Annotated in this window: 24 protein-coding genes; 10 read left to right on the top strand and 14 right to left on the bottom strand. The window is 68.2% G+C overall.

Annotated features, from left to right (window positions below; all coding sequences use genetic code 11):
* Positions 1 to 47 precede the first annotated feature (47 nt).
* From IB278_RS08060 to IB278_RS08085, 6 genes are all read right to left on the bottom strand, one after another.
* Positions 48 to 1,388, bottom strand: a complete 1,341-nt coding sequence (locus tag IB278_RS08060) for a zinc-ribbon and DUF3426 domain-containing protein (RefSeq protein WP_192323166.1) — start codon at positions 1,386 to 1,388, stop codon at positions 48 to 50.
* A gap of 73 nt (positions 1,389 to 1,461) precedes the next feature.
* Entirely contained in the window at positions 1,462 to 2,346 is an 885-nt protein-coding gene (prmA, locus tag IB278_RS08065) for a 50S ribosomal protein L11 methyltransferase (protein ID WP_192323167.1), read from the bottom strand.
* Between the two features lie 16 nt (positions 2,347 to 2,362).
* Positions 2,363 to 3,712, bottom strand: coding sequence for an acetyl-CoA carboxylase biotin carboxylase subunit (accC, locus tag IB278_RS08070; RefSeq protein ID WP_124960426.1), 1,350 nt, complete (start codon positions 3,710 to 3,712; stop codon positions 2,363 to 2,365).
* A 120-nt stretch (positions 3,713 to 3,832) separates the two neighbouring features.
* Positions 3,833 to 4,294 carry an acetyl-CoA carboxylase biotin carboxyl carrier protein gene (accB, locus tag IB278_RS08075; protein ID WP_145740700.1) on the bottom strand — a complete coding sequence of 154 codons (462 nt, stop codon included), beginning with the start codon at positions 4,292 to 4,294 and terminating at the stop codon, positions 3,833 to 3,835.
* Positions 4,295 to 4,393: 99 nt separating this feature from the next.
* Complete coding sequence (locus IB278_RS08080; protein ID WP_192323168.1) at positions 4,394 to 4,939, bottom strand: TlpA family protein disulfide reductase; 546 nt, start codon at positions 4,937 to 4,939, stop codon at positions 4,394 to 4,396.
* The gene (locus IB278_RS08085) at positions 4,936 to 5,538 is read right to left on the bottom strand and encodes a hypothetical protein (RefSeq protein ID WP_192323169.1); all 603 of its coding nucleotides are present in this window, start codon (positions 5,536 to 5,538) and stop codon (positions 4,936 to 4,938) included. The genes IB278_RS08080 and IB278_RS08085 overlap by 4 nt, the downstream gene beginning before the upstream one ends.
* Before the next feature lie 102 nt (positions 5,539 to 5,640).
* Here IB278_RS08085 and mpl point away from each other — a divergent pair, with 102 nt between their 5' ends.
* The gene (gene mpl, locus IB278_RS08090; RefSeq protein ID WP_145740695.1) at positions 5,641 to 7,044 is read left to right on the top strand and encodes a UDP-N-acetylmuramate:L-alanyl-gamma-D-glutamyl-meso-diaminopimelate ligase; all 1,404 of its coding nucleotides are present in this window, start codon (positions 5,641 to 5,643) and stop codon (positions 7,042 to 7,044) included.
* Complete coding sequence (locus IB278_RS08095) at positions 7,041 to 7,550, top strand: cupin domain-containing protein (protein ID WP_192323170.1); 510 nt, start codon at positions 7,041 to 7,043, stop codon at positions 7,548 to 7,550. Before mpl ends, IB278_RS08095 begins: the two co-directional genes overlap by 4 nt.
* Here the strand turns inward: IB278_RS08095 and IB278_RS08100 are convergent.
* From IB278_RS08100 to IB278_RS08125, 6 genes are all read right to left on the bottom strand, one after another.
* Positions 7,547 to 8,665 carry a 3-deoxy-7-phosphoheptulonate synthase gene (locus IB278_RS08100; RefSeq protein ID WP_192323171.1) on the bottom strand — a complete coding sequence of 373 codons (1,119 nt, stop codon included), beginning with the start codon at positions 8,663 to 8,665 and terminating at the stop codon, positions 7,547 to 7,549. The genes IB278_RS08095 and IB278_RS08100 overlap by 4 nt on opposite strands.
* 224 nt (positions 8,666 to 8,889) lie before the next feature.
* Complete coding sequence (locus tag IB278_RS08105) at positions 8,890 to 9,429, bottom strand: hypothetical protein (protein ID WP_192323172.1); 540 nt, start codon at positions 9,427 to 9,429, stop codon at positions 8,890 to 8,892.
* Between the two features lie 46 nt (positions 9,430 to 9,475).
* On the bottom strand, positions 9,476 to 10,936 hold the full coding sequence (gene tldD, locus IB278_RS08110) for a metalloprotease TldD (protein ID WP_192323173.1): 1,461 nt from the start codon (positions 10,934 to 10,936) through the stop codon (positions 9,476 to 9,478).
* 112 nt (positions 10,937 to 11,048) lie between these two features.
* A complete protein-coding gene (gene rodA / locus IB278_RS08115) occupies positions 11,049 to 12,203 on the bottom strand; it encodes a rod shape-determining protein RodA (RefSeq protein WP_145740686.1) in 1,155 nt (384 codons plus the stop codon).
* Positions 12,204 to 12,235: 32 nt separating this feature from the next.
* Positions 12,236 to 14,026, bottom strand: coding sequence for an ATP-binding protein (locus tag IB278_RS08120; RefSeq protein WP_225612798.1), 1,791 nt, complete (start codon positions 14,024 to 14,026; stop codon positions 12,236 to 12,238).
* A 71-nt stretch (positions 14,027 to 14,097) separates the two neighbouring features.
* The gene (locus IB278_RS08125; protein ID WP_145740684.1) at positions 14,098 to 14,838 is read right to left on the bottom strand and encodes a response regulator transcription factor; all 741 of its coding nucleotides are present in this window, start codon (positions 14,836 to 14,838) and stop codon (positions 14,098 to 14,100) included.
* A 299-nt stretch (positions 14,839 to 15,137) separates the two neighbouring features.
* Between IB278_RS08125 and IB278_RS08130 the strand changes: the two genes are divergently transcribed.
* From IB278_RS08130 to IB278_RS08150, 5 genes are all read left to right on the top strand, one after another.
* Positions 15,138 to 15,731 carry a YqiA/YcfP family alpha/beta fold hydrolase gene (locus IB278_RS08130; RefSeq protein WP_145740682.1) on the top strand — a complete coding sequence of 198 codons (594 nt, stop codon included), beginning with the start codon at positions 15,138 to 15,140 and terminating at the stop codon, positions 15,729 to 15,731.
* A gap of 64 nt (positions 15,732 to 15,795) precedes the next feature.
* Complete coding sequence (locus IB278_RS08135) at positions 15,796 to 17,856, top strand: ribonuclease catalytic domain-containing protein (RefSeq protein WP_192323174.1); 2,061 nt, start codon at positions 15,796 to 15,798, stop codon at positions 17,854 to 17,856.
* A 37-nt stretch (positions 17,857 to 17,893) separates the two neighbouring features.
* A complete protein-coding gene (locus IB278_RS08140; RefSeq protein WP_145740678.1) occupies positions 17,894 to 18,745 on the top strand; it encodes an energy transducer TonB in 852 nt (283 codons plus the stop codon).
* A 21-nt stretch (positions 18,746 to 18,766) separates the two neighbouring features.
* Positions 18,767 to 19,624: a shikimate dehydrogenase gene (gene aroE, locus IB278_RS08145; protein WP_145740676.1), complete on the top strand. Its 858-nt coding sequence runs from the start codon at positions 18,767 to 18,769 to the stop codon at positions 19,622 to 19,624.
* On the top strand, positions 19,621 to 20,364 hold the full coding sequence (locus IB278_RS08150) for a transglycosylase domain-containing protein (RefSeq protein ID WP_145740674.1): 744 nt from the start codon (positions 19,621 to 19,623) through the stop codon (positions 20,362 to 20,364). The genes aroE and IB278_RS08150 overlap by 4 nt, the downstream gene beginning before the upstream one ends.
* Here IB278_RS08150 and IB278_RS08155 read toward each other — a convergent pair.
* Positions 20,309 to 20,755 carry a DUF2809 domain-containing protein gene (locus IB278_RS08155; protein WP_374710105.1) on the bottom strand — a complete coding sequence of 149 codons (447 nt, stop codon included), beginning with the start codon at positions 20,753 to 20,755 and terminating at the stop codon, positions 20,309 to 20,311. The two genes, IB278_RS08150 and IB278_RS08155, sit on opposite strands and share 56 nt — an antisense overlap.
* Here IB278_RS08155 and IB278_RS08160 point away from each other — a divergent pair.
* The 3 genes from IB278_RS08160 (at position 20,754) to ruvC (ending at position 23,339) form a co-directional block, all read left to right on the top strand.
* Complete coding sequence (locus IB278_RS08160; RefSeq protein ID WP_192323175.1) at positions 20,754 to 21,638, top strand: lysophospholipid acyltransferase family protein; 885 nt, start codon at positions 20,754 to 20,756, stop codon at positions 21,636 to 21,638. The two genes, IB278_RS08155 and IB278_RS08160, sit on opposite strands and share 2 nt — an antisense overlap.
* Position 21,639: 1 nt before the next feature.
* The gene (locus IB278_RS08165; RefSeq protein ID WP_145740671.1) at positions 21,640 to 22,629 is read left to right on the top strand and encodes a phosphatidate cytidylyltransferase; all 990 of its coding nucleotides are present in this window, start codon (positions 21,640 to 21,642) and stop codon (positions 22,627 to 22,629) included.
* Between the two features lie 161 nt (positions 22,630 to 22,790).
* Entirely contained in the window at positions 22,791 to 23,339 is a 549-nt protein-coding gene (ruvC, locus tag IB278_RS08170) for a crossover junction endodeoxyribonuclease RuvC (RefSeq protein ID WP_145740669.1), read from the top strand.
* Between the two features lies 1 nt (position 23,340).
* On the opposite strand, the gene glyA is transcribed toward ruvC, so the two are convergent.
* Positions 23,341 to 24,663, bottom strand: coding sequence for a serine hydroxymethyltransferase (gene glyA, locus IB278_RS08175; RefSeq protein WP_192323176.1), 1,323 nt, complete (start codon positions 24,661 to 24,663; stop codon positions 23,341 to 23,343).
* Positions 24,664 to 24,699: the final 36 nt, after the last annotated feature.

The following is a 24,699-nucleotide window of genomic DNA, read 5'->3' on the forward strand; positions in this document are numbered from 1 at the left end:
TGGGTAGAAATGGATGAATGGAATGAGAAGGCGGGCGCGAGCCAAGCCTAAGGATAGAACGCTTCGACGCGGTAGCCGGCAATGGGGGGCAGCGCGGCCGCTTCGGTCGCGGACAAACTCAGCGGCAATGACGCCGCCTGATCGGAGCGCGCCGCAAGCACCGCTGGCGCGCCGTAGTCCGCAGCCATCAACACGCGACGCACGACGGCGCGCTCCTGCGTGTCGAGCAGCGAGAGCTCGACGGCCGGCATGGCCAGCGGAACGGCCGCGCCATTGCGCAGCGTGAAGTTGAGCCGGTAGTCGTTGTTGCCGGTTTTCTCGCGCGCGAAGGCCGCGCCCTCGATCACGATGTCGCCGATCTGCCGCAGCGCGGTGAGCTCGCAGCCAGTCGCGCGGCACAGGGCCGCGAACGCGGGACGCAGGTTCGGCTGGCGCGCGACGATGCCGTCGCGTTCGTGGCGCAGGACCTGCACAACCAGAAGCAGGACGGCGAGCGCGGCCAGCAGCCAGAGCCAGCGCCGTGCCCCAGGGCGCTGCCAGACGCTTGCGGCGCGACGGCCCAGGTTCTCGCTGCCATCGGAAAAAGGAAGCCGCTCCGAATCTTCCGCATCGTCGCGGACCGCCGGCAAAGGCGAAGGGAGCAGGCCCGGTTCGGGCTCGCTCGCCTCCCGCACCATCGAGGCCGACATCTTTGCGGCGGCGCGCTCGTCGCGCGCCTTGGCGCTCGCGATCTTGGCCGACTTGATGCGGGCCCGGCGCAGCGCCTTTTGCATCTGCACCTGGTCGCGGTCTGGTTCGGGCGCGTGCTTTTCGTCTTCTTCGCTGGCGGTTGTCGCCATCTCGCGCGCCTGGAGGCGCAGGGCCGGCAACGGTGGTGCGGGCGGGGGCGGCGGCGAAGGCGGAGCCGCCAGATTCAGGTCGATGTTCGGAAACGGCGGCAGCGAACTCGCCGGCGGCCGCCATTCGGGCTCGTTGGCTTCGAAGTCGGTCCACAGCTCGTCGGCGACGATGCCGTGCGCCGGCAAGGCGAAGGCGGGCGCGGGAGCTGGTGCAGGCGCGGGGTCGGGTGCCGGCACCCGCTCGGCCTCGGAAGGCGCAGCTGCAGCCTCCGGCGGCTCGCGATGCTCGGGTTCGTCGTCGAAGAAATCAGCGTCTTCGATCGCATCGGAGGAGGACGGCTCGGTCGATGCAGCGGGTGCCGGTGCCGGTGCCGGTGGAGGCGCAGCGCTCGTGGCCGGCGGGCCATCGGGCGCCTCGTGCAGGTCGAGCGTGGCGTCGAACACGTGGCTGCAGCGTCCGCAGCGCACCCAGCCATCCGAAATGCGAAGCTGGTCGCGCACCACCTTGAAGGTGGTGGCACAGGCGGGGCAGCGCGTGACGAGGCTCATGACGGGGCGATTGTAGGGTTGGGCCCTCGCCGCGCCAGTGGGATCAAACGCGAAACGGCAGGCGCGCGCGTCCTCAGCAGCGCGCCATCATGAGGATCCAGCCATCCTCGCTGTCGCTGACTTCGAGCGCGGCATAAGGCGCATAGGCCTGCTTCAGCTCGTCGGCCTGGCGCTCGAGGATGCCGGCCAGCACCAGCGATCCACCGGCCGCCACGTGGCTGCGCAGCAGTGGCGCAAGCACCTTGAGCGGCGTGGCCAGGATGTTGGCCAGCACGGTGCCGTAGCGGCCCTTGGCCGCTTCGGGCAAGCCGGCATTCAGCCGCACGCCGTTGGCTTCGGCATTGAGGCGGGTCGACGACACCGCCGCCTCGTCGATGTCGACGGCATCGATGTCGGTCGCGCCGAACTTCGCCGCGCCGATGGCCAGGATGCCGGAGCCGCAACCGTAGTCGAGCACGCGCTGGCCGGCGAACGAACCCTGCCTTGCGATCCAGCGCAGGCACATGCGCGTGGTGGGATGGGTGCCGGTGCCAAAGGCAAGCCCCGGATCGAGCCGGATCACCTGCCTTGCCTGCTCGGGCGGCTCATGCCAGGTCGGCACGATCCAGAATTCGGGCGTGATCTCGACCGGCGCGAACTGCGATTGCGTGAGCCGCACCCAGTCCTGCTCGGGCACCGGCGCCACGCCCAGCACCGCACAGCCTTCGAAGAAATCCTGCAGCGCAAGCACCGACGCGGCTTCTTTCGCAAGCGCTTCATCGGCAAACAGCGCAATCACGCGCGAACGCTGCCAGCCTTCCTTGGGCGGCGGCATGCCGGGCTCGCCGAACAGCGCCTGCTCGGCATCGGTCTGCGCGTCGGCGTCTTCCACCGACACGCTGAGCGCATCGAGTGCGTCGAGCGCATCGCTGAGCGTTTCGACCCGGTCTTCCGGCGCCATCAGGCGAAGTTCAAACATGGCGTCAGGTGTCCGCTTAGCGTTTGTGCGCTGCGAGCCACTCTTCCAGGTAATGGATGTTGGTGCCGCCGCTCATGAACTTGGCGTCGACCATCAGCTCGCGGTGCAGCGGGATGTTGGTCTGGATGCCTTCGATCACGGTTTCGTTGAGCGCCGTGCGCATGCGCGCCATGGCCTGCTCGCGCGTGTCGCCGTAGACGATGATCTTGCCGATCATCGAGTCGTAGTTGGGCGGCACGAAGTAGTTGGTGTATGCATGCGAATCGACGCGCACGCCAGGGCCGCCCGGCGGGTGCCACATGGTGATGCGGCCCGGCGACGGCGTGAACTTCCAGGCGTCCTCGGCGTTGATGCGGCACTCGATGGCGTGGCCGCGCATCTCGATCTGGCGCTGCGTGAACGGCAGCTTCTCGCCGGCCGCCACCATGATCTGCGTCTTCACGATGTCGATGCCGGTGGTGAACTCGGTCACCGGGTGCTCCACCTGCACGCGCGTGTTCATCTCGATGAAATAGAACTCGCCGTTCTCGTAGAGGAACTCGAAGGTGCCGGCGCCGCGGTAGCCGATCTTCTTGCAGGCCGCGGCGCAGCGCTCGCCGATCTTCTCGATCAGCTTGCGCGGAATGCCGGGTGCCGGGGATTCCTCGATGACCTTCTGGTGGCGCCGCTGCATGGAGCAGTCGCGCTCGCCCAGGTAGACCGCATTCTTGTGCTTGTCGGCCAGGATCTGGATTTCGACGTGGCGCGGGTTCTGGAGGAATTTCTCCATGTACACGGCCGGATTGCTGAATGCAGCGCCGGCTTCCGCCTTGGTCATCTGGATCGCGTTGATCAGCGCGGCCTCGGTGTGGACCACGCGCATGCCGCGGCCACCGCCGCCGCCTGCCGCCTTGATGATGACCGGATAGCCGATGGCGCGGGCAATGCGCTTGTTGGTGGTGGCGTCGTCCGAGAGCTCGCCCTCGGAACCCGGCACGCACGGCACACCGGCCTTGATCATGGCCTGCTTGGCCGAGACCTTGTCACCCATGACACGGATGTTTTCAGGCGTCGGGCCAATGAACTGGAAACCGCTCTGCTCCACGCGTTCGGCGAAATTGGCGTTCTCGCTCAGGAAGCCGTAGCCGGGGTGGATGGCCTCGGCGTCGGTCACCTCGGCCGCCGAGATGATGGCCGGCATATTGAGATAGCTCAGCGACGACGGCGCCGGGCCGATGCACACGGCCTCCTGCGCGAGCTTGACGTACTTGGCCTCGCGGTCCGCTTCGGAATAGACCATCACGGCCTTGATGCCGAGTTCGCTGCAGGCGCGCTGGATCCGGAGGGCGATTTCGCCGCGATTGGCAACCAGGATCTTCTTAAACATGTGCGCCCCCGCGGCTGCATCGCCCGCACGCTGCGCGTGCCAGGGCAATTTGACGGCCTTCGCCCGCCCGCGCCGAGGCGCGAGCCCCTCGGTTCGCAACCAGAATCTTCTTGAACATGGTCACTCGATGATGAACAGCGGCTGGCCGTATTCGACCGCCTGGCCGTTTTCGCCGAGGATCTGGGTGATCGTGCCGGACTTGTCGGCTTCGATTTCGTTGAGGATCTTCATTGCCTCGATGATGCAGACCGTGTCGCCCTCGTTGACCTTGCTGCCGACTTCGACGAAGGCCGGGGCGCCCGGGCTGGAGGAGCGGTAGAAAGTACCCACCATCGGCGACTTGATCGCGTGGCCGGTGGGTGCCGCTTCGGGTGCGGGGGCGCTGGGAAGCGCGGGTGCCGCCGGTGCGCCGGCAGCAGGAGCAGCGGCAGGTGCAGCCGCCACGGTCTGTACATATTGCACCGGGGCAGCGCCGCCGCCCTTGACGATGCGAACCTTGCCTTCGGTTTCAGTGATTTCCAGTTCGGAAATATTGGATTCCGACACCAAATCGATCAGTGTCTTGAGTTTGCGCAGATCCATGGAGCTCCAGTGCCGACTTTGCCGGTCAATAGGATGTAACTTGGCTAAAAATCGGTGATTTTCAGCGATTGGCGGCTAATGCCGAGTGTGTATCTGATTCTAACCGTGAACCAGTTCACGCCGCCAAGCGTCCAGGTCGGCCGCTTCGAGCTTGCCCATTTTACGAGCCGCCATTTCGCCCGTGCCGTTCAGGACCAGCGTGAACGGCAATCCGCCGCCCGTGTTGCCTAGGTTCTTGACCAGTTCGGTCCCCTGCAGGCCGGCCAGGCCCGTGGGATAGCTGACCGGCGTCTTCTGCAGGAACTTGCGCACCGCGCTGGGCTGGTCGATGGCCAAGCCCACAACTTGCCAGCCGTTCGCACTATTTTCGCGGAAGAAGCGGTCGATCATCGGCATTTCTTCAACACACGGCGGACACCACGTGGCCCAGAAGTTGAGCAACAGCGGTTTGCCGCGCAAACTGGAAAAAACCAGTTCGCCGCCCTCCGGCCGCTCGAAGCGCTGCTCCCAGAAACTCGCGGCCAGCACCTCGCCCTTCGGGCTGCTGCCGCGCTCACGCCACCATGCGCCGCCCAGGCCGGCCGCAGCGGCCGCGACCGCCACGCCGCCATAAAGGAGGCCTCGCCGTGTGGGCGAAGAAGTCATTCACTGTCCTTTTCACTTTCGATCAGCCGGCGCAGCGCCGCGAGGTCGCCGCGCGGCGTGCGGCCCTGGGCGTCGGGCCGGAGCGCACCGCGCAGGTCGTCAAGGTCGTACACCAGCAGGTGCACGCCGATTTCCTCGCCCAGGGCACGGCTTGCGGCGTGCACGCTCAGCGCCTCCACCTGCTCGCCGTGAAACCCGGTGACCATCCGCGGCTCGTAGTCCACGTGGTGGTCGATCAGGGCAATCTCGGCCGACTTGGAATCATCGCAGAACAATTGAATATAAATGTCTGACAACCGCGTGGCGGTGCCGTGCCAGACCGCGCCCCCCACATGCGGACGGAACGCCGCCATGCGCTCCATCCATTCGAGCGCGAGCAGCCGCAGCGCACGCAGCTCCTGCGGCTGGGTGTCGGCGCAATAGAGCGCGATGTAGTCGCGCACCTCAGCCTCCACCTCGTCGTTGTTCGGCAGCGCCGTGCGCGAGGACAAGCCCAGGTCGCGCAGCGCCCGGCGCTTGGCCGGACCGTACTCCAGCCCCTCCTCGACGACGAGGCGGGCTGCAGCGGCGGCAATCTCGCGCTTGGTGGACGTGTCCATCGGCACATTTTGCCCGCAGTACGGCGCCCCTCGCACAAACATCAGTACAAGGGACGAGGACTGGAGCGCGTGCACCGCTTGCCGCCTCCCTAGAATCGCCCGATGCACATTCATATTCTTGGCATCTGCGGCACGTTCATGGGCGGATTGGCCGCCCTGGCGCGCGAGGCAGGCCACCGGGTCACGGGCTGCGACGCCGGCGTGTACCCGCCCATGAGCGACCAGCTCCGGTCGCTCGGCATCGACCTGATCGAGGGCTTCGGCGCGGACCAGCTCGCGCTTTCACCCGACGTCTTCGTGGTCGGCAACGTGGTTTCGAGGGCCCGGCTGGCCGACGGCACGCCCAAGTTTCCGCTGATGGAAGCCATCCTCGACGCCGGCAAGCCCTACACCAGCGGCCCGCAATGGCTGGCCGAGCATGTGCTGCTCGGCCGCCATGTTCTGGCCGTGGCCGGCACCCATGGCAAGACGACCACCACCTCGATGCTGGCCTGGGTGCTCGAACAGGGCGGCAAGGCGCCGGGGTTCCTGATCGGCGGGGTGCCGCTCGACTTCGGTGTCTCGGCGCGGCTCGGCGAGGGCCCAGCCTTCGTCATCGAGGCAGACGAATACGACACGGCCTTCTTCGACAAGCGCAGCAAGTTCGTGCACTACCGCCCGCGCACCGCGGTCCTCAACAACCTGGAGTTCGACCACGCCGACATCTTCGACGACCTGGCCGCCATCGAACGCCAGTTCCACCACCTCGTGCGCACCGTTCCCGGCACCGGCCGGCTGGTGGTGAACGCCACCGAGGAAAGCCTGCAGCGCGTGCTGGCGCAGGGCTGCTGGAGCGAGCTGGCGCGCTTCGGCGCGGGCGGTGAATGGCAGGCCCGCGGCACGCATGACGCCTTCGACGTGCTGCGCCACGGCGAAGCCGTCGGCCGGGTCGAGTGGGACCTCTCGGGCCTGCACAACCAGATGAACGCGTTGGCCGCCATTGCGGCCGCCGAGCACGTGGGCGTGGCGCCGGCCGATGCGGCGCGCGCGCTGGGCAGCTTCAGGAACGTTCGCCGCCGGATGGAACTGCGCGGCACCGTCGAGCGCAGCGGCGGCGCGATCACCGTCTACGACGATTTCGCCCACCACCCCACCGCCATCCGCACCACGCTCGACGGGCTGCGCAAGAAGCTCGACGACGCCGGCCGGCAAGGCGAACGCATCCTTGCGGCCTTCGAGCCGCGCAGCAACACGATGAAGCTGGGCGTCATGGCGGCGCAGTTGCCGTGGAGCCTGGAAGCGGCCGACCTGTCGTTCTGCCACACGGCCGGGCTCGACTGGGACGCCGCCGCAGCCCTCGCGCCGATGGGCGAACGCGCACAGGTGGCCGCTGCCATCGAACCGCTGGTGGCGCAGATCGTCGCGGCGGCGCGGCCTGGCGACCATGTCGTGTGCATGAGCAACGGCGGCTTCGGCGGCGTGCACGACAGGCTGCTCGCGGCACTGCGCGCCGACGCCGCGCCATGACGGCCATGCGCGCCCGCGAACTGATCGAGACCCTCGCGCTGCAACCGCACCCCGAGGGCGGCTGGTACAGCGAGGTGTTCCGCTCGGCAGCGAGCGTCCTGCCCACCGATGGCCGCGCTGCGCGCAGTGCGCTCACCAGCATCTACTTCCTGCTCGAGGCCGGACAGCATTCGCGCTGGCACCGGGTGCTGTCGGATGAAGTGTGGGTGCACCTGGAAGGCGTGCCGCTCGCGCTCTGGACCTGCGACGCCGCGCTGCGCACGGCCCCGGCCCATGTGCGGCTGGGGCCGGTCGACGCCCATGGCACGCGGCCCCAGCACGTGGTGCCGGCCGGCCAGTGGCAGGCCGCCCGGCCCATCCAGGGCCACGCGAGCGGCGACTACACGCTGGTCGCCTGCATGGTCGGGCCGGGCTTCGACTTCGCCGACTTCTCCCTGGTGCCGCCAGACAGCGATGAAGCCGCCGCAATGCGGCACCACTGGCCCGAACTGGCCGGAATGCTTTAACCCCGGCGCCGCTTGATCGCCTGCGACAGGGTGTCGAGCACCTGCACCGAGTCGTCCCAGCCCAGGCAGGCGTCGGTGATGCTCTTGCCGTATTCGAGGCCCGAGAGCTGGTCCTTGCCCGGCGTGAACTTCTGCGCGCCGGCTTGCAGGTGGCTTTCGACCATCACGCCGAAGACGCGGTTCGAACCCTCGGCGATCTGGTTGGCGATGTCCTTCGCCACGTCGATCTGCTTCTGGTGCTGCTTGGAGCTGTTGGCGTGGCTGCAGTCGACCATCAGCGTGGGCGGGAGCTTGGCGGCCTCGAGGTCCTTGCAGGCCGCCTCGACGCTGGCGGCATCGTAGTTCGGCGCCTTGCCGCCGCGCAGGATGACGTGGCAGTCGCGGTTGCCGTTGGTCTGCACGATGGCGACCTGGCCGTTCTTGTGCACCGAGAGAAAGTGGTGGCCGCGCGCCGCCGCCTGAATGGCGTCGGTGGCGATGCGGATGTTGCCGTCGGTGCCGTTCTTGAAGCCGATGGGCGCCGACAGGCCCGAGGCCAGCTCGCGGTGCACCTGGCTTTCGGTGGTGCGCGCGCCGATGGCGCCCCAGGCGATCAGGTCGCCGATGTACTGCGGCGAGATCACGTCGAGGAACTCGCTGCCTGCGGGCAGGCCGAGCCGGTTGATGTCGATCAGCAGCTGGCGCGCCATGCGCAAGCCCTCGTCGATGCGGTAGCTCTCATCCAGGTACGGGTCGTTGATCAGGCCCTTCCAGCCGACCGTGGTGCGCGGCTTCTCGAAGTACACGCGCATCACGATCTCGAGCGTGCCGGCGTACTTTTCGCGCTCCGCCTTGAGTCGGCGGGCGTATTCGAGCGCTGCGGCCGGGTCGTGGATGGAGCACGGGCCCATCACCACCAGCAGCCGGTCGTCCTTGCCCGCCATGATGTTGTGGATGCTGCGGCGGGTGCCTTCGATCAGCGTCTCGACCGGCGTGCCGCGAATCGGGAAGAAGCGGATCAGGTGTTCGGGAGGGGGCAGCACGTTGATGTCCTTGATGCGTTCGTCGTCGGTCTTGCTGGTTTTTTCGACGCTCGCATACCAGCTGTCGCTGGCGGGGGCAGTGTTCGTGCTCATGGTGCTTTCCTTGTTGGAGTGGATATCGTCAGGGCATAAAAAAACCGCCGGGGCTCGAGGCGCCGGCGGTTTTGGGAGGGTGTTCGTTTGCTTTACGCGCTCGCCTCTCGTCCGCCGGAAACCGGGAACCAAAAGTAGGCAAAGAAATAAGCGCGGAGGGCGGACATGTGGGCGAAATGTAGCACGGAAAACGAAAAGCCGGGCAAAGGCCCGGCTTCAAGGGCTCAGCGGTAGCCGGATTCGTTGGGGTTGTGGATGATCCAGATCAGGTTGCCGCTGGAGTAGTCGCCCATGCCGCCGCCCGCGAAGACCAGACGGCCCTGGCCCTTGTAGGTCATCTCGTAGCGATGGCGGTCGCTGCCGAAATAGAACGGGATGAAGGCCTTGCCCGTCACGTAGGCGCCCTGGTCGGTCGGCGGGCCGGCAAGGTCGGTGACCTGCTTGGCGCTCATGCCGATCTGCAGCCGCGTGAACCTGCTGTTGCGCGCCGGATTGCCGGTGATCTCGCCTTCGTAGCCATTCAGGCCCTTGACGGTGCGGCCGCTGCCGGCTTCGACCTTGGAGGAATCAACGACGTTGCCCTTGGCGTCCATGCCGGCCTTGGCGCCGCCGCGTGCCGGGGCCGCGGGGGCGCTGGCCGCAGGTGCCGATGCCGCGGGCTGGCTCTCGCCCGAACCGCCACGCGAAGCGCAACCTGCGGTTGCCAGCGCCACGGCGGCAGCCGCGGCCCACAGGGCCGCAGACGAATTGATCCTGATCCTCATCGAATGCTCCTCTTTGTAAGAAATGAGGAGCGGAGCTTACAAGCTCTCAGGCCGTTCCGCCTACGGTCAAACCATCGATGCGCAGGGTGGGCTGGCCGACGCCGACCGGCACGCTCTGGCCTTCCTTGCCGCAGGTGCCCACGCCCGAATCCAGCGCCATGTCGTTGCCGATCATGGTCACGCGGGTGAGCGCGTCGGGGCCGTTGCCCACGATGGTCGCGCCCTTGACCGGGTACTGGATCTTGCCGTTCTCGACCCAGAAGGCCTCGCTGGCCGAGAACACGAACTTGCCGCTCGTGATGTCGACCTGCCCGCCGCCGAAGTTGGTGGCATAGAGGCCCTTCTTGATGCTGGCCACGATTTCCTTCGGGTCCTTGTCGCCGCCGAGCATGTAGGTGTTGGTCATGCGCGGCATCGGCACGTGGGCGTAGCTTTCGCGGCGGCCGTTGCCCGTGGTCTTGACCTTCATGAGGCGCGCGTTGAGCGAATCCTGGATGTAGCCCTTGAGGATGCCGTCCTCGATCAGCACGTTGCGCTGGCTGGCGTTGCCTTCGTCGTCGACGTTGAGCGAGCCGCGGCGGTCGGCAATGGTGCCGTCGTCGAGCACCGTCACGCCCTTGGCCGCCACGCGCTGGCCGATGCGGCCCGAGAAGGCGCTCGAGCCCTTGCGGTTGAAGTCGCCTTCCAGGCCGTGGCCGATGGCTTCGTGCAGCAGGATGCCGGGCCAGCCGGAGCCGAGCACCACGGTCATTTCGCCGGCGGGCGCCGGGCGTGCATCGAGATTGGTCAGCGCGGCCTTCACGGCCTGGTCGACGTATTCGGCAATCTGCGCGTCGTTGAAGTAGGCCAGGCCGAAACGCCCGCCGCCACCGCCCGAGCCGACCTCGCGCCGGCCGTTCTGTTCGGCGATCACGGTGACCGACAGGCGCACCAGCGGGCGCACGTCGGCCGCCAGCGTGCCGTCGGCGCGCGCCACCAGCACCACGTCGTATTCGCTAGCGAGGCCCGCCATGACCTGCGCCACGCGCGGGTCGCGCGAACGCGCCAGCTTCTCGACCTTTTCGAGCAGCTTGACCTTGGCCGTGCTGTCGAGGGTGGAAATGGGGTCGATGCCGTTGTAGAGCGACCGGCTCGAGGCGATCTTGCGGGTTGCGGTCTTCACGCGGCCGGTGCGGCCTGCGGAGGAAATCGAGCGCACCGTGCGGGCCGCGTCGAGCAGCGAAGCTTCGGAGATGTCGTCCGAATAGGCGAAGGCCGTCTTCTCGCCGCTGACCGCGCGCACGCCGACGCCCTGGTCGATGCTGAAGCTGCCGGTCTTGACGATGCCCTCCTCGAGGCTCCAGCCTTCGCTGCGCGTGTACTGGAAGTACAGGTCGGCGTCGTCCACCCTGTGTGCGGTGATCTCGGCCAGGGCCTTGCCCAGGTGCGATTCGTCGAGGCCGAAGGGCGTGAGCAGGAGCTTTTGCGCCGTGGCGAGGCGCTCGATGGTGGGTTCGCGGGAGATCATTCCTGATTATTGCTCGCCCCCAGGCTTCGCGCACTTCGTGTCGCTTTCGCCCACCCCCTACCGGGGGCAACACCAGAGGCCCGGCAAAGCCGGTTCCTCGGTGTTTCTGGAATTAGTTCTGGGCCAGCTTCCTGGCCCGGGCGATCGACATCAGGATGCCCAGCCCCAGCCCCAGCGTGACCATGGCGGTGCCGCCATAGCTGATGAACGGCAGCGGCACGCCCACCACCGGCAGGATGCCGCTCACCATGCCCATGTTGACGAAGGCATAGGTGAAGAAAATCATCGTGACCGCGCCCGCGAGCAGGCGCGAGAACAGGGTCTGCGCCGCAGCGGCGATGGCCAGCCCGCGGAAGATCAGCAGGATGAAGGCCGCGATCAGCGCCAGGTTGCCGACCAGGCCGAACTCCTCGGAATAGGCGGCGAAGATGAAGTCGGTGGTGCGCTCGGGAATGAATTCGAGGTGCGTCTGCGTGCCCTGCATGAAGCCCTTGCCGCCGACGCCGCCCGAACCGATCGCGATCATGCCCTGGATGATGTGGAAGCCCTTGCCCAGCGGGTCCTTGCTGGGGTCGAGCAGCGTGCACACGCGCTGCTTCTGGTAGTCGTGCAGCACGCGCCAGTCGACGCCGTCGGCGCACAGCTGCGACTCGAAGCCCACGATCAGCGTGACCGCCACGGCGCCGATCACCACCGGCGGCACGATCAGCTTCCAGGGCAGCCCGGCAAAGAAGATCACCGCCATGCCGGCCGCCAGCACCAGCAGCGAGGTGCCCAGGTCGGGCTGTTTCATGATGAGCCCGACCGGCACCGCCAGCAGCACCGTGGCCACCACGAAATCGAGCGGCCGCAGCTGGCCCTCGCGGCGCTGGAACCACCAGGCCAGCATCAGCGGCATCGCGATCTTGAGGATTTCGCTGGGCTGGATCACCACGCCCACGTTGATCCAGCGCTGTGCGCCCTTCTTGGTGATGCCGAACAGCGCCACCGCGATCAGCAGCGCCACCCCGGTCGCGTAGAGCGGCACCGCAAACATCATCAGCCGCTGCGGCGGCACCTGGGCCACCACGAACATGATGAAACCCGCCAGCAGCATGTTGCGGCCGTGGTCGGCAAAGCGCGAACCATGGTCGTAGCCCGACGAATACATGGTCAGCAGCCCGGCGAAAGCCAGCAGCAGCACGGCGAAGGCCAGAAAACCGTCGAAGCCCTGGAAGATGGGCGCGACCCGGCGCGCCAGGGAGGGCTGGTTGAACACTGCGGACATGGGGGCGGATTATCCGCGCCCCGCGGCGCACCTCAGCCGAAGCCGAGCTGAACGACCGTGCGCCCCGGTCGGCTTTCGAGCGCCAGCCGGGCGCCGATGGCGGCGGCGCGCTCCGCCAGCGCCCTGGGCACCTGCAGCGCATCGAAGCCCCGGCCGTCGTCGATCACGCGCAGCTGCACGGCGCCGGCCAGCGCTTCGGCCTCGATCCGGAGGGTCCTGGCCTGGGCGTGCTGCAGCACGTTGGAAATCGCCTCGAACAGCAGGAACTGCAGTTGCCGCATGGCTTGGGCGTCGAGCCGCTTCACGTCGGGCACCTCGTCCACCGCCCATTCGAACTGAATGCCCGCGGCCGCCAGGCGCGGCTCCAGCCGGTAGCGCAGTGCCGCCAGCAGGGCGCCGACGTCGCCTGGCGGCAGGTGAATGGAGTCGATGGCCAGCTTGAGCTGGTCGAGCGAGTCGCACAGCGTCCGCAGCAGTTCCTCCGGCCTGGCCTGGCCCGACTGCAGTTGCCGGATGGCCGAGCTGATGTGCGAGCCCACGCCGTCGTGCATGTCGCGCAGGATGCGCTCGCGCTCGTGGGTGCGCGCCTGGTCGCGCGCCACCTGTTCGAGCGCGGCGAAGGTGGATGCGAGTTCACGCTCGCGCTGCGCCACGCGTTCGGCCAGGGCAGCGACCGAGCCGCGCGCCTGCACGCTTGCGGCATGGAAGCGCCGCAAGACGATCAGCAGCAGCGCGATGCCGAAGAACACGGAGGAATAGCGCACCCAGGTGGTCTCGCCGTAGGTGTCGCTCAGGCGGATCACGAGCCAGTCGCGGGTGCCGAAGCCCAGCGTCACCAGTGCGGCGGCAGCCACGAGCACGCGGCCCACGTTCGGCCGCCGGATGGTGGCCACGGCAAAGGCACCGACGAACAGCGCAACGAACACGATCTCCAGTGCGAGCCAGCCGGTGAGCCAATAGGGCTGTTCGCGGTGGAGCGCGAGGGCGGTGGCCATCACGGTTCCGGGCACCACGCCGGCCATCGGCCAGCGCAGCCAGCGCATGCGCGGGCTGCCGTCCCAGCCTGCGAGCTGGTAGCAGAACATCATGGCGGACGCGGCCCAGCCCGCATAGCAGGCGGCCATGAGCACGCCCCAGGCGCCCCAGGGCAGCGGCGGCTCGGCGATCACGCCGTCGGCCACCCGGATCGCCCAGCAGAACTCGGCCAGCGCGGCCCAGAAATAGAGGCTGTCGCGCCGGCGCCATCCGGTGGCAGCGGCATCCACCTGCGTGAGCCACAGCGCCAGCGCGATGCTGCCGACAATCAGGCTGAAGGCGGTCAGGAGCACCGAGCCGGTGAAGCGCCAGGCATAGGCGCTTTCGAAGAGATCGGTGCGCACCGGCGCCGCGGCTCCGATGGTCACGCGCGAAAGCCCGGCCCGGCGGGCGCTGTCGGCGCGTATGCGAACCTGCAGGCGGTTCTCGCCGGCCTTCAGCAGGTGCCCCGGCACCGGCACGTACAGCGGCGCCTTGGCGTAGTCCGCCCCGTTGCCGCGGGTCAGGTCGCCGTAGACCTGCAGCAGCGCGTCATTGAGCCACACCTCCAGAACGCTGCCGGCGCGTGGAATGAAGATGCCCCAGGGCACCTCGGGCTCGGCTTCGAGCGTGAATGGCAGCTCGAAGGTCGCGTAGCCGGGGCGTCCGCCGTGCTGGCGGTCCCAGTGGTAGGAGAGTTCGACGGGCGCCTTGTGCGTGGCGCCGTCGACGGTGGTCCACACGGTGCCGCGGCGCAGTTCGATCGTGCCCTCGGCCGGCGCGGCCGCCGCCGGCTGCGCCGCCAGCATCAGAGTTGCCGCGAGCCATAGCTCAGCAAGCGCCCTGCCCGCCCGCCCGAACATGCGTCCGGCCACGCGATTCACCCCGGATGGGACAGCAGGCCGAGGCGCGTGGCCTCGAACACGGCCTCGCTCTTGGAGTGCACGGCCAGCTTGCCGTAGAGATTCTTGATGTGCGTCTGCACTGTGTGCACGCTCAGGCCCTTGAGGCGCGCGATCTCGGCATAGGAAAAACCGCGCGCTATCAAGGTCAGCACCTCGTGCTCGCGCGCGGACAGCAGGCTGGGCGCCGTGGTGGTGCCGAGGGCCGCCTCGGGTGGCGCGGCGGCGAGCGTTCCGGCCAGCTGCAGGCTGCGGTACTTGGCCAGCACGCGCCGCGCGATCATGGGCGAGATCGGCGAGGCGCCGGCCTTCATCTCGACGATGGTCTGCGCAATGTCTTCCGGCGCAGCGTCCTTGTGGATGTAGCCGACGGCGCCGGCCTCGATGCTGGCAAGCACGTTTTCCTCATCGCCGAAGACCGAGATCACCAGCGGCTCGCAGCCCGGAAAGCGCGCCACGGCCTCGCGGATCACGTCGAGCCCGCTGCCGTCGGGCATGCCGAGATCGACGAGCAGCACGTCGGGAATGATGGTGGTCTGGGCCATCCACGCCAGTGCCTCGTGCACCGTGCCGGCGCTACCGAGCCAGAAAAGGCTGGCGCTGCGCTGCACGCTCGCCTCGAAGAAGGCGCGCGCGCGGCTGTCGTCCTCGACCACGAGCACGCCCCAGCGGTGCGTCTTCCCGGTGTCCGTTGCCTCGATATTCATGGGCTTGAGCATAAGCTTCGGCGCAACGCAAAAGAGCCGGCGGACCTCCCGTTTTCATGGGATGCGGACAGCGGCGCGGGCCGTTGAAACTCGCTTCGACTTGCGAGTCCGGTCGCGCATTTCGGTTGAATACTTTTTGCCTCTCGGCATCGTCCATGGACCCTGTGGCAAACCAGCTTGCCCGTGCAGTAAGCCCTCATATCGAAGCCTCGTGCGCCGACGACCGCGTCGGGCGCACGGTCCTCATGCAAAATCAACCGGCTCCTTCCAGGGAGCTGTGTAGACCGCACCACTTCCAGTCTCCGCCCCGCATGGACCCGCAAACCACTCACCTGTTGTATCTGCACGGATTCCGCTCCTCGCCCCGCTCCACCAAGGCGCGGCTGATGGCAGCGCGCGTGGCCCGCGAGCACCCGGACCTGCAGTGGTGGTGCCCGCAGCTGCCACCCTCGCCACGCGAGGCCATCGACATGGTGATGAAGGGCATCGCGGACTGGCCGCGCAAGTCGATGGCCGTGGTCGGGTCCTCGCTGGGCGGCTTCTATGCCACCTACGTGGCCGGCATGACGCGCTGCCGCGCCGTGCTGCTGAATCCGGCGGTGCATCCGGCGCGCGACCTTGCGCGCTACATCGGCGACCAGACCGCCTGGCACGACCCGGCCGAGCACTTCTATTTCAAGCCCGAATACATCCAGGAGCTGCGCACCATGGAGGTCGGCGCGCTCACCCGCCCCGAGCGCGTGCTGGCCATCATCGCCAAGGGCGACGAAGCGCTCGACTGGCACGAAACCTCGGCACGCTACCCCGACAGCAACATCAAGCTGATCGAGGGCGGCGACCATGCGCTGTCCGATTTCGAGGAAAACCACCTCGACGACGTGATCGCGTTCATCAATCCCGTCTGAAGCCCGGCAGGCATCGCGCAGCAGCCAGGCCCGTGCGCGTCCCCAAGTCTGGGACAATCCGGGCATGTTTGTATTGTTTGAAGAAGCCGGCAAGTACCTCGGCGGCCGCGTGCTGTCGGAGGCCGAAGCATCGGCGCAGGTCGAGCTCGACACCGGCAAGCGCGTCAAGGTCAAGGGCGCCAACATCGTTCTGCGTTTCGAGAAGCCGGCCCCGGCCGAGCTGATCGCCGAGGCGCGCGCGCTCGCAGCCACGATGGACCTCGACCTGGCCTGGGAATTCGCGCCGGAGGGCGAGTTCGGTTTTGCCGACCTCGCGTCCGACTATTTCAGCGACAAGCCCACGCTCGCGCAGCAGGCCGCGGCGCTGTTCGCGCTGTTCGAAGCGCCGCACTACTTCCGCCGCGCGGGCAAGGGACGCTTCAAGAAGGCGCCAGCCGAGATCCTGCAGCAGGCGCTGGCCGCCATCGAGAAGAAGAAAGTGGTGCAGGCGCAGATCGTCGAATGGGCCGCCCAACTGGCCGAGGGCATCTGCCCGCAGCCAATCCGCGAGCAGCTCTACAAGATCCTGTTCAAGCCCGACAAGAACGCGCCCGAATACAAGGCCGTGGTCGACGCCGCGCGCGCCACCCAGCGCCCGCCGCTCGAGTTGCTGGAACGCGCCGGCGCCATCGACTCGCCCTACCAGTTCCACTGGCGGCGCTTCCTGTTCGAGAACTTTCCCAAGGGCACGGGTTTCCCGGCACTCGCCGCGCCGCCCATCGTGGACGAGCTGCCGCTGGCCGAAGGCGTGCAGGCATTCTCGATCGACGACTCGCAGACCACCGAAATCGACGATGCACTCTCGGTGCAGGGCCTTGGCAGCGGCAGCGTCACGGTCGGCATCCACATCGCCGCGCCCGGCCTGGCACTGACGCCGGGCAGCGCCATCGACCAGGTGGCGCGCGCGCGCATGTCCACGGTCTACATGCCGGGCCACAAGATCACCATGCTGCCCGACGATGTCGTGAGCACCTACACGCTGCTCGAAGGCGGCGACCGGCCCGCGGTGTCGCTCTACGCGCGCTTCGACGAAGCCACGCTCGAACTGCAATCGACCGAGACGAAGCTCGAACGCGTGCCGATCGTGGCCAACCTGCGGCACGACCGGCTCGACGCGGTGGTCACGCAGCCCTGGCTCGAAGACGCTTCGTTCACGAGCGAGAACACGCCCGAGGCCGCTGCAAAGCTGCGCGCGCCGCTGTCCTTCCTGTTCCGCCTCGCGAAAGAGCTGAAGGCCCGGCGCGAAGTGGTGCGCGGCAAGCCCGAGAACTTCAACCGGCCCGACTACAACTTCCGCCTCGTGGGCAACGACGGCGAACCGGACGGCAGCGAGCAGGTGCAGATCACCACGCGCCAGCGCGGCGCGCCGCTCGACCTGATCGTGTCCGAAGCCATGATCCTGGCCAACAGCAGCTGGGGCGGCTGGCTCGGCGAGCTCGGCGTGCCGGGGCTCTACCGCAGCCAGGCCAGCCTGGCGCCCGGCATCAAGGTGCGCATGGGTACGCGGGCCCTGCCGCATGCGGGCCTGGGCGTGAAGAGCTATGCCTGGAGCACCTCGCCGCTGCGCCGCTACACCGACCTGGTGAACCAGTGGCAGATCATTGCCGCCGCGCGCCACGGCAAGACCGCCGCGCTGGCCGCGCCGTTCAAGCCCAAGGATGCGGACCTGTTCTCCATTCTCTCGGGCTTCGACGCCGCCTACGCAACGTACAACGCCTACCAGGGCGGCATGGAGCGCTTCTGGACGCTCAAGTACCTGCAGCAGCGGGGCATCACCGAGCTCGAGGCGACCGTCATCAAGGACATCCCGAACGGCGCGCTGGTGCGCGCGGACACGCTGCCGCTGGTGTTCCCGGTGGCGGGTCAGCAGGAGCGCGGCGCGCGCCTGCGCGTGAAGCTCGGCGAGATCGACGAAATCGCGCTCGACGTGCACGGCACCGTGCTCGAGCGCCTCGACGCGCCCAAGGTGGATGTCGAGGCCGAGGAGGAAGGCGGCGACGAGGAAGCGGAAGAAGTCGCCGGCCCCATCGCCATTGCAGTCGACCTCAGCGACAGCGAGGCGGCCCCGGAAAACACGCCGGCATGAGCACCGGTCATCCCATGCGCGCCAAGGAACGTCGTCCATGAACTTCAGGGATCTGAGCACGCTGCAGATCGCACTCGGCGTGTCGGTCATCGCGCACGCCGCACTTCTGGCGGTGCGTTTCGTCGATCCCGAATCGTTCAACCGGGTCTTCAGCGAAACCCCGCTCGAGGTGATCCTGGTCAACAGCAAGACCAATGACAAGCCCGACGCCAAGACCCGCGTGATGGCCCAGACCTCGCTCGCGGGCGGCGGCGACCTCGAGCGCGGCCGCGCCACCAGTCCGCTGCCGCCCTCGAGCTTCACCGCCGTCGGCGACTCGATCGAGGAGGCGCGGCGCCAGGTCGAGGCCATGCAGGCCCAGCAGATGCAGCTGCTCGCGCAGCTCAAGCGCGACCTGGCGGCCATGCCTGCGCCGGACCCGCGCGCCTCGGGCGATCCGAAGGAAGCCATCGCCCGCGAGGAAAAGCGGCGCCAGATGGTGGAGCTGCTGGCCGAGATCGAGCGGCGCGTGAATGAAGAAAACGCGCGCCCCAAGAAGCGCTACCTGAGCCCTTCCACGCGCGAGGCGGCCTACGCCATCTACGTGGACACGCTGCGCCGGCGCATCGAGGTGCGGGGTACCGAGAACTTCCCCACGGCCGCCGGCAAGAAGCTCTATGGCGAGCTCAAGATGACGATCACCATCAACCACGACGGCAAGATCCTCGACACCGTGGTCGACGAAAGCTCGGGCGACATCGTGCTCGACCGCCGCGCCAAGGCCATCGTGCACAGCATCGGCAGCTTCGGAAAGTTCACCGACGCAATGCGAAAAGAGACCGACCAGATCGTGCTGCAGTCGCGCTTCAAGTTCACGCGCGACGAGACCATCGAGCTCTCCTCCCAATAGACAACAGCGAATCCACGCGCCATGGATCTGTATTGCGTAATGGGCAACCCCGTCGAGCACAGCCGCTCGCCGCGCATCCATGCCCGGTTTGCCGAACTCTGCGGGCAGCAGATGGACTACAGCCGCCGGCTCGTTCCGGTCGGCGCCTTTGCCGAAGGCGTGGCCGCCTTCCGCCGGGAAGCCGCCGAGCGCGGCGACACGGCGCGCGGCTGCAACGTGACCGTGCCGTTCAAGTTCGACGCCGCCGCGCTCGCGCTGCACACCAGCGAGCGCGCCGTGCTTGCGCAGGCGGTGAACACGCTGCGCTTCGAGGCCGACGGCAGCATCCACGCCGACAACACCGACGGCATCGGGCTGGTCAACGACATCGTGCGCAATGCCGCCGTGCCGCTGGCGGGCCGCGAGCTGCTGCTGATCGGTGCGGGCGGCGCCGCAGCGGGCGTGCTCGGGCCGCTGCTGGACGCCGGCGCTGCGCGCATCGTGGTGGCCAACCGCACGGTCGGCAAGGCCATGGCGCTGGTGCAGCGCCATGCGGCATTGGCGCTGAGTCATGGCGCGGCGCTCGAAGCCTGGGCGCTCGACGAGGTGACCGGCAATTTCGACGTGGTGGTCAATGCCACGGCCTCCAGCCTCGCTGGCGATGCGGTGCCGGTGCGCGCGCAGGTGCTGCGCCCCGGCGCGCTCGCGGTCGACCTGATGTACGGCCCCGCGGCCGCCGGCTTCATGGCCTGGGCCGAAACGCACGGCGCCGTGCCGCGCGACGGGCTCGGCATGCTGGTCGAACAGGCGGCCGAAGCGTTCGAGTTCTGGCGCGGCGTGCGCCCGCCCTCCGCGCAGGTGCTGGCCGAATTGCGCGCTTCACTCGCCGCCGGCCAATGAAGCGGCTGCTGCGGCTGGTGGCCTGCCTGCTGGTGGCGGGCGTGGCACTGGAGCTTTTCTTCGTGGGGCGCATCGCGGCCATGGCGGTGATCGATCCGCAAAGCACCGCGTTCCAGCGCAGCGAAGCCTGGCAGATCGCCATCCACCAGGGCCGCAAGGGTGCCTGGCGCCAGGAATGGGTGCCCTACGCGCAGATCAGCGACAACCTCAAGCGCGCCGTCATCGCGAGCGAGGATGCCGACTTCATCGACCACAACGGCGTGGAATGGGAAGCCATCGAGCGTGCGCGCCAGCGCAACGCCAAGGCCGAGGAGCTGGCGGCCAGGCGTGCGGCGCGCGCCATTGCGCGCGGCAAGCCGGTGCGGCCGGTGCAGCTGCGCGGCGGCTCCACCATCACGCAGCAGCTGGCGAAGAACCTGCTGCTCTCCGGCGAGCGCACGCTGCTGCGCAAGGGCCAGGAGCTGGCGCTTGCGATGGCGCTCGAGGTGCTGCTCGACAAGCGGCGCATCCTCGAGATCTACCTCAACAACGTCGAATGGGGCGAAGGCGTGTTCGGCGCCGAGGCGGCGGCCCAGTACTACTTCAGGAAGCCCGCCTCGCGCCTGAGCGCAGCCGAAGCCGCGCGCCTCGCCGTGATGCTGCCGAGCCCCAAGTTCTTCGAGCGCCGCATCGGCTCGTCCTACCTCAGCGGGAGGGCGTCGACGATCGTGGCGCGGATGCCGTCGGCCGAGCTGCCCTGAGGGCTTCGCGCAGCGCTTCGATGGCCAGCACGGCTGCGAAGCCGATCACATAGGCCAGCACGTCCCACCAGTCGGCGGTACTGCCGAGCACGATGCGCAGGGCGCGGTTCGAAATGTGCAGGTGCCAGGCCGATGCCAGGAACTGCCCCAGCTCGACCGCCAGGCCCACGCCGAGCGCGGCCAGCCCCACTGGCAGCACGCGCGCGGCGACGAAGGTCTTGAAGACGAGGTAGACCCACGCCACGGCCAGCACGTCGCCGAAAAAGCTCCGCAGCCAGCCCCAGAGCGCGCCGATGGTGGCCAGCAGGATGAGAACAAGGAACAGGGCCATCGCCCACGCCAGACAAAGAGGATCGAAACGCCATCGCATGCCCCGTATCATCGCGCCCATGCTGGCAAAGCTCACGGGTTGGTTGTTGTTGGGGATCGTCCGGTTGCTCACCGGCGCCCAGGCACGCTGGTACGGCTGCCCGCCGAAGGCCGAGCAGCGCATCTATTTCGCCAACCACCAGAGCCACGCCGACCTGGTGATGATCTGGGCGGCCCTGCCCGAGGAACTGCGCAGCATCACGCGGCCCATTGCGGCGCGTGACTACTGGGCCAATACGCCGTTCAAGCGCTGGATCACGACCGAGGTGTTCAACGCGGTGTATGTGGAGCGCGCGGCCACGGCGCCGGCCGCGCCTGCCGAAGCGCCGGCGGAACCTGAAGCGCCGCTGCCGCCCGTCCGAGATGCCGCTGCTGCGCCACAGTCCGAGCGCATCGAACCCTCGATGGAGCCCCTGTTGCCGATGGCGCCCATGGCACCGCCCGTCGTCGACATCACGCCCGAAGCCTTCGACGAAGTGCAAGGGCGGCTCGACCTTCCCGCTCCGCCGCCTCCTCCACCACCGGCCGCGCCGCTCGCCGTCACGCCGCCGGCCGTGGAGCCGGAACCTGCCGCGCCCGTCTCCGATCCACTGGCGCCGCTGATCGAAGCGCTGCGCAGCGGCGACTCGATCATCATCTTTCCGGAGGGCACGCGCGGCCACACGGGAGAGCCGCAGAAGTTCAAGTCGGGCCTCTACACGCTCGCGACGATGTTCCCCGAGGTGGTGCTGGTGCCAGCGTGGATCGACAACGTGCAGCGCGTGATGCCCAAGGGCGAGATCGTGCCGGTGCCGATCCTGTGCTCCGTCACCTTCGGCGCGCCGATCCGCGTCGAGGAAGGCGAGGAGCGCCGCCCCTTCCTCGACCGCGCGCGTGCCGCGGTGATCGCATTGCGCGAGGTCTGACATGAACCAGTTCCTGCGCAGCCTCACCCCGACCCAGCAGGTCGCGGCCCTGTTCCTCATCGTCTTCGGGCTGCTCGTGGTCGTGAGCACCACGGCCTTCTTCCTCACCTTCAAGGAACGCCGCAACCCCGTGCACGACGCCGCCTGGCAGGCCGAGCTGGCGCACTACCGCAAGCTGCTGGGCACCACCTGGTTCATGGTGATCGTGTTCTGGGTCGGCTGGGCGCTGGGCGAGACGGTGGCCACCGTGCTGTTCGCGCTGATCGCCTTCTTCGCGCTGCGCGAGTTCATCACGCTCTCGCCCACGCGGCGCGGCGACCACCGCAGCCTGATCCTGGCCTTCTTCGTCGTGCTGCCGATCCAGTTCTGGCTCGTCGCCACCGCGCGCTTCGACCTGTTCACCGTGTTCATTCCGGTCTACGTGTTCCTCGCGATCCCGGTGGCCAGTGCGCTGGCCGACGACCCGAGCCATTTTCTGGAGCGCAACGCCAAGCTGCAGTGGGGCATCATGGTCTGCGTCTACGGCATGAGCCATGTGCCGGCGCTGCTGCTGCTGAGCTTTCCGGGCTACGAGGGCAAGAGCGCCTTCCTCGTGTTCTTCCTGGTGTTCGTGGTGCAGACCTCGGTGCTGGTGCAGCACGTGATCTCGCGCCGCACCCAGCGCAAGCCCTTCGCGCCCAACGTGAGCCGCAGCTTCAACTGGACCAGCTGGGGCATCGGCATCGCGGTGGCCAGCCTGGTGGGCGCGCTGTTCTCGTTCATCACGCCCTTCAAGTTCGGCCAGGCCCTGGCAGTGTCCGTCATCGCCTGCATCGCGGGCTCCATGGGGCACCTGGTGATGAAGGCGCTCAAGCGAGATCGCGGCATTCCCAACTGGGGCAAGAAAGGCGTGGGCGTGACCGGGGCCAACGGCCTGCTCGACCGTGTCGATGCGCTGTGCTTCGCGGCCCCGATCTTCTTCCATTCGATCCGCTGGTACTTCAACCTCTAGGATGAAACCCACCCCCGTCCCTCGCTCACTTCGTGTAGCTCGACTCCCCCCTCCAGGGGGCAACACCAGCGGCCCGGCAAAGCCGGTTCCGCGGTGTTCCTGGCCTGGGGCCGTGTCGGTTTCATGCTCGTGGGTCGCCCACAGCGCGGTGGAAAACTGACATGCGCATTCTCGGCATCGACCCCGGCCTCCTGACCACCGGTTTCGGCGTGGTCGACTCGGACGGCCATGCGCTGCGCTACGTGGCCAGCGGCACCATCAGCACGCGCCACCTGGGCAGCGGCAACCTGCCGGCGCGGCTCAAGGTGCTGTTCGACGGCATTGCGGAAATCGCCGCGCGCTACCAGCCCGATGCCTCGGCGGTCGAGATCATTTTCGTCAATGTCAATCCGCAGTCGACGCTGCTGCTGGGCCAGGCGCGCGGCGCCTGCGTGACCTCGCTGGTCAACAGCAAGCTCACGGTGGCCGAATACACCGCGCTGCAGATGAAAAAGGCGGTGGCGGGCCACGGCCAGGCCGCCAAGGCGCAGGTGCAGGAGATGGTGAAGCGCCTGCTCGACCTGCCGGGCCTGCCGGGCGCCGATGCGGCCGACGCGCTGGGCATTGCCATCACGCATGCGCAGGTGGGCCGGTCGATGGCGCGGCTGGCCGAGGCGGCCGAGCTGTCGAAGACGCACGCCGGCACCTACCGGCAGGGACGCTCGCGCTGACTCAGCGCACGATGTAGCGCAGGCCGCCGAGCCGCGCGCGGCGCTCGCGCACCTCGGCCGCCACGGACGCCGCATCGCCTTTCAGCGCACGCGCGATCCACGACGCAAGCTGCGGCATGTCGTCGGGCGTGAAGCCGAGCCGCACGATCTCCGGCACGCCCAGACGCAGGCCGTTGATGTCTCCCTCCACCGGTGCGATCGGCAGGCCAATGCCGCAGGCCAGCAAACCACCCCCGGCCAGTTTCCTCGCGGCGCGCTGCCCACCGCCCCAAGGCGCAGCCTCGAGCGCGAACTGGTGCGACTGCGTGAAGCCGCGCGCCTTCGCGAACACCGGCAGGCCCTCGGCGTCGAGCGCGCGTGCCAGCGCCTGCGCGGTCTCGCGCATCGCCGAGGCGTAGGCCGTGCCGTGCGCCTTCCAGTCGAGCAGCCCGCGCGCCAGCGCCGCGGTGCGCCCCGCATCGGAGTTGGCCGTGAGGCCGGGGTAGGCGATGGCGTCGATGCGCTCCATCAGCGCCGCATCGTTCGACACGATCAGCCCGCCGGCCGGACCGCCGAGGCTCTTGTAGGTGCTCATGGTGATCGCATGCGCGCCCTCCTCGAGCGGCTGCGGCCAGGCCTTGCCGGCCACCATGCCCGAGAGGTGCGCGGCATCGAACAGCAGCCGGGCGCCCACGCTGTCCGCAATCTCGCGGATCGCCGGCACCGGGTGCGGAAACAGATTCAGGCTGCCGCCGATGGTGATGAGCTTCGGCTTCACCTCGCGCACGAGCCTGGCCAGCGCCGTGACATCGACCGTGTAGCCGTCGGCATCGACCGGCGCGGACACCGTCTTCAATCCATAGAGCCCGGCCGCGCCGGCCGCATGGTGCGTGACGTGGCCGCCGATGGCCGGCGGCGGCGCGATGATCGTGTCGCCGGGCCGGCAGGTCGCCATGAACACATAGAGGTTCGACAGCGCGCCGGAGCTCACGCGCACCTCGGCAAACTTCGAGCCGAACACCTCGGCGGCCAGCTCGGCCGCGATGACCTCGATGCACTCGATGGCCTCCAGCCCCACTTCGTACTTGTCGCCCGGGTAGCCCAGCGATGCCCGCGAGCCGAGCCCGCGCGACAGCAGCGCCTCGGCGGCAGGATTCATCACGTTGGTGGCGGGGTTGAGGTTCAGGCCCTCACGGTCATGGATGCGATGGTTGTCGTCCGCGAGCCTTTCGATCTCGGCGGCGATGCCGGCCGCATCGCGCGCGGCCGCATCGGCGGCAATCGCGAGCACATGGTCTTCGCTGGCAGCGGGAACCCAGGAACGGCGTTGGAGGGCGGCAGGCATGCGGCAGATCTCGCTGGAAGTGGCAGGTGGCCGCAT

This window comes from Variovorax sp. VRV01, assembly GCF_014852545.1.
In the GTDB taxonomy this organism is placed as follows: Bacteria; Pseudomonadota; Gammaproteobacteria; order Burkholderiales; family Burkholderiaceae_C; genus Variovorax; species Variovorax beijingensis_A.